A 13,593-nucleotide genomic window follows, 5' to 3' on the forward strand; every position below is an offset into this window, starting at 1 on the left:
GCCCTTGTAAGGTGTGCCATCTCACGGCATCCAAAACACCAGGAAGTAAAATTTGGTCCTCTGGTTTTTGCACAAACTTCTTGCCCTTTTGGGGGTAGTGAGAGTTCCGTCCTTATCTAGAATGATGAGTTTCATCGTTTTGGATAAGATATCCAATGTCTTATCTAATAATTGAATCTAAGACTCATACCAATAGATTAACCTCAACCCCATCGCAGCCACGTACTCCCTGATGACCGCCCCAAGGCTTTCCTGGGTTTGGGCTTGTTGGAAATCAATCAACTGGAAGGAGCGGCCATTCCAGACTTCGATTTTGGCGATGTGGATTTTCATGGGATTACCTCCGGTGATTCAGAAGGAAGCCCCCCGGCAGTGAACCAAGGAGCAGCAAGTGTGAGGGAAAAAGCAAAGATAAGACAAGAAAGAGAAAGGTTTGGGGGGGGAGGGGGGTGCTGTTGACTGGGTTGCAAGGCTGGGAGATATCCCACCAATATTTCAGAAGAGAAAACCCCGGACAGGAGCAGCCGGGGTTTTAGGGAGTAACCGAAGATCGAGTGACAAACCCAATCGGTGAGAGAAGAAACTCAAAAATGAAGTATTGAGGCTTAAATACTAGATAATGCTACTTATTGTTAGGTATTAGACTACATTTCTAGACCTAATCATGTGGTAAATTTGGCCACATATTAATCAAGTTCTCAACCAATCAGAGAAAAGGACGAAAAGCTGGCATCAAGCCGTAGGAGCCGCAAACCCTACCTTGGTCCGATCCAGGATGGTCTGGGCTGCCCTGATGCCAAGGGGATTATCAAGGCGAAGGCAAGGATTTTCTGAATTCGGTTCAAGAATCCAGGCAATACCCTCAAAGCGTTTGCCGCACTCCACAGCAGCATCAACCCTGATTTGGTCATCGACCCAGACGTAAGCGTAGGTAATTTCAGGAGGCATGGGTCTTGCTCCGTCAAAAGGACATGGGAAAACACCCCAGCAAAAGGCCAGGGTGCTAGGAGTAATATTGTTTGTTGTCGGGACTAGCGGTTAGTGACAACTGGAATAATAATTGCTAACGCCGCAGTCAGAATTAAGCCAAAAGCAAGATTCACCACCTGCTGGCTAGCCTTTAGATAGAGTTCAACCCTTTCGTTTGACTTGATAGATTGCTCTTTGAGCGCTTTCAAATCCTCACCAAAGCCAGTAAGTAACCCTTCAATGCGGTCAAGTCGATCAGGGTCAGATGCTGTCATCGTAAGCTCCTTGGTTATTGTCATTTTACCAATCTGAGATGGGAAGAGCCCTAGCCCGCAAGCCAGGGTGCGACGGAAGACGTTAATACTCACTGGAGTGCATGATGGTCATCACTCGGGTGGTGATGGCTGTGTTAGTGGGGTCTTCTGAACCGTGGATCAGATCCGGCGCGTAATAGTCAATCTTGAAAAAGTATTTTCCACCCTTGAACTCCACACTCCCGTAATCATGCTCTTTCCACAGGTCATTATCTTTCGTAAACTCATCGAACGTGCGGACCAATCGGAAGAGTTCTTGTTGTTCCTTTGACGAAAGACCTTGAACAAGCTGAGTCGTGTAGACCTGGCCTAGGGTATGGTCACCTTGGCGGAAGCGGTCATTGAGCTGGGCAATAGTGGGGGCTTGGGTTGCTTCTGTAATGGTCATAAGATTGTGTCCTCTGAATGTTCCTGAGACGGGGCAGGGGCAAGAGGTGCCCCTGTGGTGGATGGACTAGAATTCGTCCTCAGCCAGTAACTGCTGAGTCGTGAATATAGGCTGAACAAAAATCAGGCGACCTGAAGGATAGTTTTCTTCTACCCACCGTTCGCATTGTTGGCGACTGGTCACATGGGCCTGACTGGGAAGCTCGATGGTTAGGTCGATTTCTTTGCCGCCGCCTCTCACGCCAGGGTAGAAATCGATGGTGATATCGAACTTCCGAGTCTTGGGATAGAGAGCAGCATATCGTTGCTCTGGAGTCAGAAGTGCTACAGTCATGTCGTGAACCTCGTAGAGGGTTTACATGGAGAGCCGCTGGAGTCTCCTGCCCGGAATGTCCAGCGGCTCTTTTAATGAAAGTTTTGTCTCTATCCTTTGATTGCTTCTTCTAGCTTCTTTACCCAGTCTGGAAGACCTTGTGCTCTGCCTAGAAGATCATGTCTCTGGACTATTTCGGTGGAAGCCTTTCGGGGCGCTTTCCTTTCCTTTTGATATACTATAAATATAACGTTATACGTCTAACGTGTCAAGTAATTTGCTAGATTAGACATCTATTACGTTGTACGTCACACTTAAACAAAGGTAATTCGGTATGTACTCTGGCGTGAAAGTTGTTAGAACCCAAGAAATAAGCGTTCCTGGACTAGGCGACCGCATCAAAAGTGCAAGGGAAAATGATCCAAGATCCCTCAGTGCAATCTGTGGGGCAACTGGTATGAGTGCCACCAATTGGTATCGCATTGAATCTGAGAAGCAACTCTTGCCTGAAGAGACTTTGAGAAAAATTGAGTCAGTCTTAGGGGTTGATTTTGGAATTAAGTTTGACGAATAACTCGGTGAATTTTTAGACCTACTTCATGAATAACTATTGGGATAACTGACAATGACCAATGAGCGATGGACCGATGAAAGGCTTGACCGCCTCGCCGATATCGTTGCCAACAACAGAGCTGACATTCAAGTCCTGATCCAGGGGCAAGAAAGATTGCAGAATGTCCAAACTGGACTGGCAGAAACACAAGGGCAGCTAGCACAAACACAAGAGGTTATTGCTAATGCTGTTACTGCAATACAAAATAGCCAAGAGAGACAGGAGGAAATCCTCAGTTCGCTAGCAGCAGGGCAAGAGAAGCAAGACAGAATCCTTGACTACCTGATGAGCCGCGACTCTAGCAGCTAAGAAAACATTCCAAAAACTCATAACACCCCCCACAGCCCACTTCTCGGACTTGTCCTAGGAAGCTCCGGGGTTCTCCTCTGGCGCTTCCGCAGGGCCAAAGATCTTCCGGTGGAGGTTCGGGGGGTGGGGGTGTGAGGGAGCTTGGGTCTCAGTTCTCCTCATGGCTTGGACCGATTAGGCCAATCAAGTTCCCGTCAGGATCCATCACCTGGCACATATACTTCCCATCTTGTCGATCTAATGGGCCACGATAGAGCTTGGCTCCTAAATTGAGTGCTCGTTCAAGTACCACACCGAAATCTGCAACTTGCCAATAGGCAACATGTCCCGCTGCTCCTGATGGCACTTTGCTATCCGATTGATGAAAACATACTTCATGATTGCCAACTTTTATAAAGAAGTGCTCCAAATTCTCTAACCAGGTAATCTCAATGTCAAACAAGGATGAATACCACGCTGCTGCCGCATAGCGATCAGAGACAAAATACATGACTTCAGCAACATACTCAAACAAGCTACTCACCTACAATTACTCTATCAACTGCTGACACCAACACCGTCTAATGGAATACTAGGACACCACAACCCGTATCAGCCAGCCTAAAACAATCCCAAGTCTACCCCTGAACTTGTCTTAGGGTAGGCTTGGGATCTGTCTTTGGAGCTTCAGCAGACCCACAGATCCCCTGGTGGGGGTTCGGGTGGTGGTGTGAGCGAGTTCGGTTATGGTGGCATCAAAGATGCGATCGCGAATCCAGCTTCAACAAATTACTAAAACAATCATTGAGATATCTCAGCTTCTAGGTAGATACAGAATTCTCTCCACATCATTTATCCTAGGCTCCAATATCCCTGGACCGAAGCCATGACTTGCATCCCATTACTGGAGCCACAACAGTTGGAGTTGCTTAGTATCGCCATCAAACATCCCAATGAAATCATTAATCTTTCATATGAATTTCCTGTAACGGGTCAGCATGAACCACCGAGTCAACATCCTGCATTCATCCAAGACTTGATCGATGAAAACCTGATTCAAGTACAAGTAACTGGACTTCAGATCCAGCGTTCCAAGGTTCAGCAAGAAAGCTGGTCAGTGTATTGTGATGACATTCATTCCCCCTCCCAAAAAGATTGGGAGTTGTGGCGAAAGGCGTTTACTGCCCAGAGAGCAGGTAGCATCATCCCTGACATGACACCTGGGGCTGGGTTTGAAGAATTCAGTAACGTCTGGATTCGCGAGATTGACCTTCAAGTTATTCAGCCCCAAAAGCTATGATTGAAATAAGGTTTTCAGGGAAAGTCTGAAGCAGAATCGTCTCAGTTGCTTCAGTGGCTTATTGATGTGTGCTTAGCCCATGATTAGCGATTGCTATTTAGGAGGTTTCGTCATGAACAACACCATCTATGTCATTATCGGTATCCTCTGGTTTACTCTTTTCTTTTTCATGATCATCAACTTTATTTTATAGAGATAAATCTTGCTACATTTATGGGGTTTTGTCAGTCTTTTATGCAAACATCGCTACCTCGGTACTACCAAAATCAATCACCGAAATTCCGGTATTTGAGCATAGAAGTTAAAAACCACAAAAATGGCAATTCAGTCTACAAAAAGGTTTCAAGTGCTTTTCTCTGATGCACTCACCCAATCTCTCAGTGAAAGGGGCAAGGACAAGGAGTTGGTCTGTAGCCTGGTATTGGGATTGCGATGGTCTTCGACCGGCCTCCGGCCATCGCAAATAACAAGACCAAGACTTTAGCGAAAACCCCAGACACCCCAAAGCTCACTCTTAGGCCTAAAACGACCGAAGCTGCGATATGGGGCAATTTAGTATATATGTACTTAAATGAGAGGCGATTCTGTCACAATTACCGTCAGCCCTCCTTCTCCACATGGAGCGCTTTTAGGGCTTGATAAGCCGTTCCACAATACGGACAGAATCGATGCTTGAGAGACGCAATCTGTTCATTGCAATTGACACATCTGTCTCGAAGTTGCGTACCGCAAACATAGCAGTATTGAGCACGGCTATGAAGCCAGATTGAATCTGGAGGCGTTCCCGGCCGCCAACAGTGAGGGCAAAACCGAATCCCTTGGTTGGGACTAACCACCGTTCCACGACAGACCGCATCAAGATAATCACTGGGAATTTGGAGGGCAGCTGCTAATCCTTGTTTCGTTTTCCGATTCAAGGAACTGGTTTTATTGCGTTCTAGCTTGCCATAGCTTTGGGCATGGACCCCTGCCTTTATCGCCACTTCCTTTTGGGACAAACCGAGCGTTGTTCGGAGACGATGGACATAATCACCCAAGGATTCTCCAGCTTGTGGAACCGAGCTAGATTCTAAACGCTGCATTACAAGCTTACTCATCAATCATTCATCAGAGGTATACTTCATGCGGCTGTTGGAGCCTTAAGACTTAACAGAAAGATCATCATGTCCAAGCCTTTGGCAATGGTTACAACCGAGTTTTTAGATCGCCCTGGCTTAGCTGCCAGCACGGTTCGCTCCTACGAATTCACCTTATTGCCTTTGCTTCAACAATATGGTCAGTGGTCCTTAGAATTACTCGACCGACAGACCCTAGAAGAATATCTCAATTCCTTGAGCCATCTATCGTTCAAGACTCATCATCGTCACCAAGCCATCCTACAAGCACTCCTCAACTTTGCAGTTGAGCAAGGATACCTGCGGTCTAATCCAATGACCCGTATGAAACGGCGTAAGCCAGATCCTGCTAAAGGAGAGCATGACTCAGACTAGATCATTCGATACCTAACCCCAGACCAACTACAGCTGCAATACCAACTGGTCAGCAAAGATGCTCGTACTGCAGCTCTTGTCCGCTTACTCCATCGCACCGGTGCCCGTATTTCTGAGCTACTTAGCTTAGACCTTGAAGCACTGGATCTGGAACAGCGCAAGTTTCAAGTGATTGGCAAAGGTAATCGACAACGGTGGTGTTTTTACAGCGAAGATGCAGCAGAAGTTTTGCAGAAATACTTGGCAGGGTATCGGCACCCCGGATCTCCAGCGCTGTTTACCGCACAGCAATACTTAAGTGGCCAGGTGAATCGACTCAGTTATCGGAGTGCCCACCACAATTGGAAGCAGCTCATCAAAGGCCATCCAGCATTAGCTGGAATTCGGCTCCATGATCTGCGCCATACATTTGCCACCGAGAGAGTGGGCATCATTGCCCTAGAAGAGCTCAGGGCCTTAATGGGGCATCAGAGTATTCAGACAACCTTGCGCTACCAAAAAGTCACTTCTGAGCAAGCACAACACGCAGCTCAAAGAGCCTTCAATAAACTCTCTCAAACCACCCTTTAAGGAGAGTTGAGTATTTCTTGAGAAATTGTCCTTATCCATGTCTATACAAGAATAGAGCCAAATTTAGAGAGTATGGACAGTACTGTGCAAGTGCAGACTATGAGTCAATTTAAAAGCCTGGGATCCTTGCTAAGAGCTACAGCAATAGCGGGACACACACTTTTGGATTCATCTGCAAAATCCGCTATCTTGTCGCGAGGGAGTGGTAAGCGGAGCAAGCGATATGAAGCGCCAATGGCAGCCGGATGAACTGATTGAATCCTTCATTTTGTTGCCCAATGAGTTGGAGCTTATTCCCAACTATCAGACCAACGCCACGGAGCATAACCAGCTGGGTTTTGCTGTGCTGCTGAAATTCTTTCAACTTGAAGGTCGCTTCCCCAAGCACCTGGGCGAGATTCCTCAGATCGTCGTGGAGTTCATTGCCAAACAACTAAAGCTGACGCATCAAAGCTTGGTTGATTACAAATGGAAAGGCCGGACTATCAAGGAGCATCGAGCTATCATCCGTTCCTTTCTCGGATGTCGTCCCACCCAGCAACCCGAAAAGAAGTCATTGATGACCTGGCTCAAAGAGAAAGTGATGCCTCTGGGGCTCCATTTGAATGCGATTCGAGAGCAAGCCTATCAACGTCTGCGTCACCTTAAGCTTGAACCCCCTTCCCCCAAAGAATTGACCCGGCTTATCAGCTCAGCTGCCCACAACCATGAACAGGACTTTTGCCAAACAATTGCGGCACGACTCCCAGCAGATACTCGAAAAAGGATGGATGCTTTATTAGAAACAGAATTCACCCGAGACCATGAGGAAAGTCAGTTCCGGCAGTCCGACTTCAACCGTCTCAAGTCAGATCCGGGGCGTCTAGGCCTGAAAAGTCTCTTCAATGAAATCGATAAGCTGCAAAGTATCCGACAGATTCAGCTGCCTACAGATCTATTTGCCTCCTATTCTCCTAAGCTGATTGAGCAATATCGGCGTCGAGCCTCAGCCGACCTGGCGGGACGCCTACGCCGCCACCCAAAGGCCATTCGCTACACTCTCATTGCTTCGTTCTGTTATCAACGCGAAAAAGAGATCACTGATAATCTAGTCGATTTGCTAGTCCAGACCATCCATCGTCTTAGCATCAGTGCCGAGCGTCGTGTAGAGCGAGAACTGATCGCTAATTTCAAACGCGTCAATAATAAAGAGGCCCTTCTATACCGAATTGCGGAAGCGGCCTTAGCCAATCCAGATCAACCCGTTAAAGAGGTGATCTTTCCGGTCGTTAGTCCCGATAAATTGACTAACGTAATTGAGGAGCGAAAACGAACCGGCATTACCTACCGAGAAAAAGTGAATGTCAAGATTCGAGCCTCTTATTTGCATCACTATCGGCGGATGGTGCCGGCCATTTTGGAGACCCTGGATTTTCACTCCAACAACGAGCAGCATCGCCCTGTCATTGAGGCCATTGAATTGCTCAGGCAGTATCAGGGCAGTGGAAAGCGATACTTCACTGAGGATGAAAAGGTGATCACCACTGGTGTCCTAAAAAGCGGTTGGCGCGAGCTCGTCATCGAATCCAATTCCAAAGGCCAAGACCAGGTCAACCGCGTCAACTATGAAATCTGTGTCTTGCAAACGCTGCGAGACACACTGCGCTGTCGTGAAGTGTGGGTGATGGGTGCCAAACGCTACGGGAATCCTGATACGGATTTACCCCAAGATTTTGAAGCTCAACGAGAGCAGTACTATTTAGAACTCAACCAACCCTTGGATGCTGAAGCCTTCGTCACGAAACTGAAACTGGATATGACGGCAGCTCTGTCCTCCTTAAATACGAGCATCCCCAACGATCCACAGGTCAATATTCTGTCCCGAGGTAACGGCTGGATTAGTGTTACCCCCTACCCGGCTCAAGAGGAACCCAGTAATATCCACAAACTGAAACAGGAGGTGGCGAAACGCTGGCCAATGACCAGCTTGTTGGACATCCTCAAGGAAACGGACCTGCGCGTTAATTTGGCCTAAAACGACCGAAGCTGAGATGGGCCAATGACGTTGCTCAAGCATCGATTCTGTCCGTATTGTTGAACGGCCTATCAAGCCCCAAAAGCACTCCATGTGGTGAAGGAAAGCTGCCGGCAATAGTGGCAGAATAGTCTCTCATTTAAGTACAAATATAGTCAGGTAGAGAGGACCTCTTCAATACTTAGGTCTGCTTTGTATTCCCTGTTTCTCCCTCCTTTCGGCTCAGGAGTGTCACAAGATTTGACCCTATATTGTTGAGAGCCTCCCCCCCACAGAAGCCCGCCTGCGGTTTTCCCGCACGAGCCTCTTCATATAGCCTTTGTCAGGTTCAATAGAGAGAAACCAATCGCCTGGGGCGTGGTAATGGGTAGCATGCTTCATAGTGCAGAAAATCACCCCATGAAAAGCTTCGCCGTTGACTGCGACGATTGAGCCACTTAAATAGCAGCTTGTAGACTTCTCGCCTGAAGTAGTACAGAGATTGACTATTGTCGGTCACTCCAAAGTAGTTAAAGTGCCCACACAACTTCAAACTCACTACTCGCCAGATCACAGGAAGCTTATAGATATTGCGTACCTTCCGCAACCACATTTTTAGTTGCTTAAGGGAGCGACGTAGCCGTTTCTTTGATGTCTTACGTTTCATGCGGACATACCCCTTGCGACTCCGGCCCCAATAGTGGGTCAACCCAAGAAAATCAAAGGTTGATGGACGTTGCCCAGTCTGGAAACAGCGCCGAGCATTTCTTTTACCAAAGGCCAACAAGTGGGTTTTCTTTGTATTTAGTCGTAAGCCATATTTCTCCAGCCGTCGCGGCAGTACCCGCATAAATCTAATGGCATCTTCTTCATGTTCAAACACAGCCGCAACATCGTCTGCGTATCGAATAATGGCGCAATACCCTCGGCAGTGATGTCTCACTACGTTGGTAAACCATTGGTCCAACACGTAGTCGAGGAAGATATTCGCAATCACAGGGGAGACGATTGAGCCCTGAGGACTTCCGAGTTCGTCGTACACCACGCCTCCAGGTGTTTGTATGCCCGCTTTGAGCATCCGTGCTATCAGACGCAGAAGATTCCCGTCCTTTATTCGGATACTCAATACGGAAAGGATTTCCTGGTGAGGCATTGTGTCGAAGAATTTGGCTAGATCGATATCAGCGACCCAATTTACGGGTTTACGCATCACTTCCCTATTTAGCTGCCTTAAAGCATCATGGCAGCTCCGCTTTGGGCGGAATCCATATGAGGTGTCGATAAACACGGGTTCATAGATCGCTTCTAGGATCCGACGGGTCATCTCCTGAACTACTTTATCTTCCGTACAGCTGATCCCTAAAGGACGCATACTGCCATCCTCTTTTGGGATCTCTACCTGACGCACCGGTTGGGGTCGATACGACATTTGGCGTAGTTTCAGGTGTAGATTCTGGAGATTAGTCTCCAAATTTTCCTGGTACTCCGCCTTGGTCACTCCATCTACTCCAAGCGCTTTGTTTCCATCCAGCGACTCGAAGCAGGCTCGCAGATTTTCCACACTATAGTGGTGCATCAGAGCCGTGAATGGCTCCTCTGGATGATTACGAGCCCGACTAGCTATCCGTTCAACTCCTGTTTCCGCCATGAGTCCACCTCTGCGTGTAGATGACGTTTCCGTTGGACGGGCGACTATATGTGTCCCCCTTCGCTCCATGGGCGTTACTCCATTTCTTCACTACTATGAGGACATCCGACTTCCCATTAACCATCAGGCTTCCTCCTGGTTTGCCAGTTGTGCTGCCTTACCCCCACAAGGGAGGAGTTAGTGGGATCTCCCGAGTTCCCAGCTTTGCCTTGGTGACGTGCCACGGTCTTTGACCCCGGTGGACCTGCTAGAGCCATGGCTATTGGCTCTTTAAGTTTTGCCTTCCATGATTTAGAACATGTCGGCATCCACAGTTATTGGGGATAACGGGGCTCAATCCCTTCACGCTTACGCATTGCGGCCCATCACCTCCTTGTGTACGCTTCACTCCCCTCGTTACCGGGAACAGTGCAACACTCAGTACTTAGTGCCTAGCCAAGGCTTCTAGGGTGAGGACTTTCACCTCACGGACAAAGCCGAGCTTTGCTCGGCGCACCTAAATTGCCCCATATCGCAGCTTCGGTCGTTTTAGGCCTTGTGGCGACAGTATCTCCGTCGATTTGCGCTGGAGCATTGGTATCGGTTTGTCCGCCAGCGTCTCCATTGGACCGTTCCCCAACCCTCAACCATAGAGCAAATGGAAGCTTGGTCGGATCTGATGCCCCTGCTCACCTGGCAGTTATGGCTGGCGCGTTCCCTCGTCGAAGATACGCCACTACCCTGGCAAAAAAAGGTTGACTCACTATCTCCAGGACGGGTTGCTGACTCTATTACTGCACTTTTAGCAAGGATTGGTTCCCCTGCACCTGACCCCAAACCTCGCGGAAAGTCGCCGGGGTGGACGACTGGCAGAAAAAGAACTCCGCGACCTCGCTATCCAACAGTAAGGGAAAGAGCATCCAAGCCCCCAAAAACGGAGAAGGTAGCCGCCTATGCTTCCGATCTTAGTCTCGTAATATCGCGATCATGCGAGAGAAGTGCTCGCGTGATAATTTCTGCTGAAGCTTCTTTTTAGTCTAAATTCCAATTGATATGGCAATCCTAAATGTCGAAGCGGTTTTAAGATCAGTACATCGGTCCAATTGGATCTGAAGTTGTTCGATTTTATCTAGCGTTAACAGAGACATAGATGACCACACCACTAGATTGCAAGCTTAATTAAACCATTTAATGGTATAAAAATCTGTTCCTGCCATACGACGATCACAAATTTAGCCCCGTTGATTTCATCAACTTGCAGTTTCTCTAAGACTGGATCTTGAATAAATTATTAATAAATATCGTAGACATATAAAGATTACACTCCCGCTTCCCTTGGCTTATCCTTTGTTCTCACGGTAAATTGTCCTTGAAGCTAACCAGAGTACTTCAATGGGCACATGGGGACCAGGGAGCTTTGAGAATGATGATGCAATAGACTGGGTTGCAGAGCTAGAGAGCTACTCAGACGATGGCCCTATCATTGATGCCCTCAACACCATCATTGACAGAGCCGATGATTACCCACAACCTCTAGATTGCTCCGTTGCCATTGCGGCGGCAGAGTTAGTTGCTGCACAGTTAGGTAATTCCCATGAGGACTGCCCAGAGGAAATCGAGATATGGGTAGAGGGGCATCCAGCCCCCTCAGCAACGAGGATTGCCCAGGCTCGACAAGCCATCGAGGTAATTCTGGCTGAATCTGGACTCAAGGAAATGTGGCAAGATTCAGATGAATGGGAGAAATGGGAAGAAGCGATGGAGGATATGCTGTCTAGACTGCCATACTGAGGAAGAATTATGACTCCTAAAGATTTCTACAGACTTAAGCGATTGTTCAATACACCCCCTAAGATGGGGCTTTGGGAGTATTGTTGTGGACGATTACGACCAACCAGAAAATAGCGATGATGATATCCCTATAAATGACAATGCCGGGGCACAACTTATCCAAAAGCTAAAAACTTATCTTGCTCCAGGGGCGTCACTCCTAGAGCTAGGAATGGGGTCAGGCAAAGACTTGAATCTATTGAGTCAATCTTATGTCGCCACAGGCTCTGATTACTCTCAAGACCTTCTCGATTGCTATCTCAGACGATTTCCTAAAGCTGATTTAATCTTACTAAATGCACTCACATTACAGACTGTCAGAAAATTTGACTGCATTTATTCAAACAAAGTCCTTTATCAGTTGACCCCTTTCGAACTGAAAAAGTCGTTGGTGCAACAACATCGAATCTTAAGCGATAAAGGAATACTCATGCACTCCTTTTGGTATGGGAGCCACGTTGAAGACTTTCACGACACAATATGCACCTATTACACTGAACAAACCTTAAATGAAATCATTAGCAAACGTTTTGAACTCTTGGAGATACAGAAGTACCAAGAGATAAGGAAAGGGGACTCTATTTATATCCTGCTTCGCAAATCAACCCATGCGGTCCACCTCTGAATCACTGTTACTCAGGTTTTATCTTTCATACCGCTCTTGTTCATCAATGCATAATACTTGCTACGCTCAATCCATGGGTTCATGCTCAAGAAATGCTTACTCACGCTAATTGCTGCTGAATGTTTTGTCGGACTCGAAAATATCCTTCATCATCAGGAGGAAAAATTGATGAAATTTCAAGACATTTTTGAGTACTTCAAAAACCCTCCTCCTACCAAACTGTGTCAAGAAGTAGCAGCATGCTTTATCTTGTCTGTACTAATCGATTTGGGTGACTCCGATTTTACAGCCATAAGCCAATATCTTAAGTCTAAGCATCCAGCTTATCGGGTGTCAGATCACATTCTGTATATTGCCCGAAATTTCTTAGTTGATGAGGCTCTGATTCTATCTTATTGGCAAAAACAACCTGGTCAGGGCAGACCAAACCAAATGTATAAAATCTCAGTAGAGAAGCAAGGTGAAGCACTACAGCTAGCCCAACTCTGGCATCGTTATCTGGGTGAGTAAAATTAAACGATTGCTTATTGCTTGGGCATCTGGCTCAATAAGAGTGAGAATATAAGTCCAAATGATATGCCTGGGGAGATATCTAAGATGCCCAGCACCCATGATCCAATTAGAGGCATACCCCTAACCGATAAGCCAGCAGAGACTTCTAGATGCGGGATGTCCAATGCATCCTTCGCTCAACATCGCACTTCTAAAAGATGGTATGAGCTTTCAGTTGGAGGGAGAATTCTTGGCTCACCACTGGAATTTGACTTCTACAGACATGGAAATCAGCAAGGACCAAGTACACGGTCTACGGTCAAAACCAAGGAATTATCCAAGATTTCGTGAAGTCCTGATCCAGGCAATTCTACCTTACTCTAAGTAGCGCAGGTTTATCTCTATGCCCCTGAGAAGTATTTGCTTTCTCGAATAGACTTGGCAACTTGGTCATTAGAAAGAATAGCAGTGGAAGTACCACTGCAGTGTGGCGGTACACTCTCTGGGTAGCAGGCTTCCCATGCTTCCGCCATCGCTCTAACTGCAACTTCTAATGGCAACTTTTGTAGATGTTTATATTGGTGAAATTTGATACTGATCGTCAGTTGCTTTCTCAGGCGTGATATCTCATCTGAATCAGCCGTTTCACTGAATTGCTTCGGTCCCCCCATATCACTCCCCGCCTTGCAATGCTCTATTCCTAGTGTGGGCAAATTATCTAAAAAATGACCCACCTCCAGAATTCGTCCTACACTCAATAGCAATTAATTTGCTTATCAAAC

Annotated in this window: 17 protein-coding genes and 2 pseudogenes; 10 read left to right on the top strand and 9 right to left on the bottom strand. The window is 47.1% G+C overall.

All coding sequences use genetic code 11. The features are described from left to right. Positions 1–177: 177 nt before the first annotated feature. From AM1_RS42640 to AM1_RS33245, 5 genes are all read right to left on the bottom strand, one after another. Positions 178–333 (bottom strand): hypothetical protein, encoded by a 156-nt coding sequence (locus AM1_RS42640; RefSeq protein WP_012167556.1) that lies wholly within the window; start codon positions 331–333, stop codon positions 178–180. Positions 334–732: 399 nt separating this feature from the next. Continuing rightward, positions 733–948, bottom strand: coding sequence for a hypothetical protein (locus AM1_RS33230; RefSeq protein ID WP_012167558.1), 216 nt, complete (start codon positions 946–948; stop codon positions 733–735). Between the two features lie 83 nt (positions 949–1,031). Beyond that, positions 1,032–1,244: a hypothetical protein gene (locus AM1_RS33235; RefSeq protein WP_012167559.1), complete on the bottom strand. Its 213-nt coding sequence runs from the start codon at positions 1,242–1,244 to the stop codon at positions 1,032–1,034. A gap of 82 nt (positions 1,245–1,326) precedes the next feature. Continuing rightward, positions 1,327–1,671 (bottom strand): DUF3768 domain-containing protein, encoded by a 345-nt coding sequence (locus tag AM1_RS33240; RefSeq protein WP_012167560.1) that lies wholly within the window; start codon positions 1,669–1,671, stop codon positions 1,327–1,329. Positions 1,672–1,737: 66 nt separating this feature from the next. Next, positions 1,738–2,004 carry a hypothetical protein gene (locus AM1_RS33245; protein ID WP_012167561.1) on the bottom strand — a complete coding sequence of 89 codons (267 nt, stop codon included), beginning with the start codon at positions 2,002–2,004 and terminating at the stop codon, positions 1,738–1,740. 313 nt (positions 2,005–2,317) lie between these two features. Here AM1_RS33245 and AM1_RS33250 point away from each other — a divergent pair, with 313 nt between their 5' ends. Next, on the top strand, positions 2,318–2,557 hold the full coding sequence (locus AM1_RS33250; protein WP_041661334.1) for a helix-turn-helix domain-containing protein: 240 nt from the start codon (positions 2,318–2,320) through the stop codon (positions 2,555–2,557). Positions 2,558–2,608: 51 nt separating this feature from the next. Continuing rightward, complete coding sequence (locus AM1_RS33255) at positions 2,609–2,905, top strand: hypothetical protein (protein WP_012167563.1); 297 nt, start codon at positions 2,609–2,611, stop codon at positions 2,903–2,905. Between the two features lie 148 nt (positions 2,906–3,053). On the opposite strand, the gene AM1_RS33260 is transcribed toward AM1_RS33255, so the two are convergent. Beyond that, the gene (locus tag AM1_RS33260; RefSeq protein ID WP_012167564.1) at positions 3,054–3,428 is read right to left on the bottom strand and encodes a VOC family protein; all 375 of its coding nucleotides are present in this window, start codon (positions 3,426–3,428) and stop codon (positions 3,054–3,056) included. A 342-nt stretch (positions 3,429–3,770) separates the two neighbouring features. On the opposite strand from AM1_RS33260, the gene AM1_RS33265 reads away from it, so the two are divergent. After that, positions 3,771–4,184: a hypothetical protein gene (locus tag AM1_RS33265; RefSeq protein ID WP_012167566.1), complete on the top strand. Its 414-nt coding sequence runs from the start codon at positions 3,771–3,773 to the stop codon at positions 4,182–4,184. A 599-nt stretch (positions 4,185–4,783) separates the two neighbouring features. Here AM1_RS33265 and AM1_RS33270 read toward each other — a convergent pair. After that, entirely contained in the window at positions 4,784–5,266 is a 483-nt protein-coding gene (locus AM1_RS33270) for a double zinc ribbon domain-containing protein (protein WP_012167568.1), read from the bottom strand. 81 nt (positions 5,267–5,347) lie between these two features. On the opposite strand from AM1_RS33270, the pseudogene AM1_RS33275 reads away from it, so the two are divergent. Both AM1_RS33275 and AM1_RS33280 read left to right on the top strand, forming a co-directional pair. Next, positions 5,348–6,244, top strand: a pseudogene (locus AM1_RS33275) (tyrosine-type recombinase/integrase). 223 nt (positions 6,245–6,467) lie between these two features. Then, complete coding sequence (locus AM1_RS33280) at positions 6,468–8,258, top strand: DUF4158 domain-containing protein (protein ID WP_012167570.1); 1,791 nt, start codon at positions 6,468–6,470, stop codon at positions 8,256–8,258. Positions 8,259–8,586: 328 nt separating this feature from the next. Here the strand turns inward: AM1_RS33280 and ltrA are convergent, their stop codons facing one another. Then, entirely contained in the window at positions 8,587–9,885 is a 1,299-nt protein-coding gene (gene ltrA, locus AM1_RS33285) for a group II intron reverse transcriptase/maturase (protein ID WP_012167571.1), read from the bottom strand. Here ltrA and AM1_RS42645 point away from each other — a divergent pair. The 5 genes and pseudogenes from AM1_RS42645 to AM1_RS33300 all read left to right on the top strand — a co-directional run bounded on the left by AM1_RS42645 (position 9,884) and on the right by AM1_RS33300 (position 12,829). Further along, positions 9,884–10,066 carry a hypothetical protein gene (locus AM1_RS42645; protein ID WP_187152992.1) on the top strand — a complete coding sequence of 61 codons (183 nt, stop codon included), beginning with the start codon at positions 9,884–9,886 and terminating at the stop codon, positions 10,064–10,066. The genes ltrA and AM1_RS42645 overlap by 2 nt on opposite strands. A gap of 354 nt (positions 10,067–10,420) precedes the next feature. After that, positions 10,421–10,813: pseudogene (locus AM1_RS39295) on the top strand (NF041680 family putative transposase); the annotation flags it as partial. 443 nt (positions 10,814–11,256) lie between these two features. Next, a complete protein-coding gene (locus tag AM1_RS33290) occupies positions 11,257–11,655 on the top strand; it encodes a DUF4259 domain-containing protein (RefSeq protein ID WP_012167574.1) in 399 nt (132 codons plus the stop codon). Between the two features lie 85 nt (positions 11,656–11,740). Next, the gene (locus AM1_RS33295) at positions 11,741–12,319 is read left to right on the top strand and encodes a class I SAM-dependent methyltransferase (RefSeq protein ID WP_012167575.1); all 579 of its coding nucleotides are present in this window, start codon (positions 11,741–11,743) and stop codon (positions 12,317–12,319) included. Between the two features lie 168 nt (positions 12,320–12,487). After that, a complete protein-coding gene (locus AM1_RS33300; RefSeq protein ID WP_012167576.1) occupies positions 12,488–12,829 on the top strand; it encodes a circadian period extender in 342 nt (113 codons plus the stop codon). Between the two features lie 383 nt (positions 12,830–13,212). Here AM1_RS33300 and AM1_RS33305 read toward each other — a convergent pair whose 3' ends face one another. Next, entirely contained in the window at positions 13,213–13,569 is a 357-nt protein-coding gene (locus tag AM1_RS33305; RefSeq protein WP_238549364.1) for a hypothetical protein, read from the bottom strand. Positions 13,570–13,593: the final 24 nt, after the last annotated feature.

It is taken from the genome of Acaryochloris marina MBIC11017 (assembly GCF_000018105.1).
Taxonomy (GTDB): Bacteria; Cyanobacteriota; Cyanobacteriia; order Thermosynechococcales; family Thermosynechococcaceae; genus Acaryochloris; species Acaryochloris marina.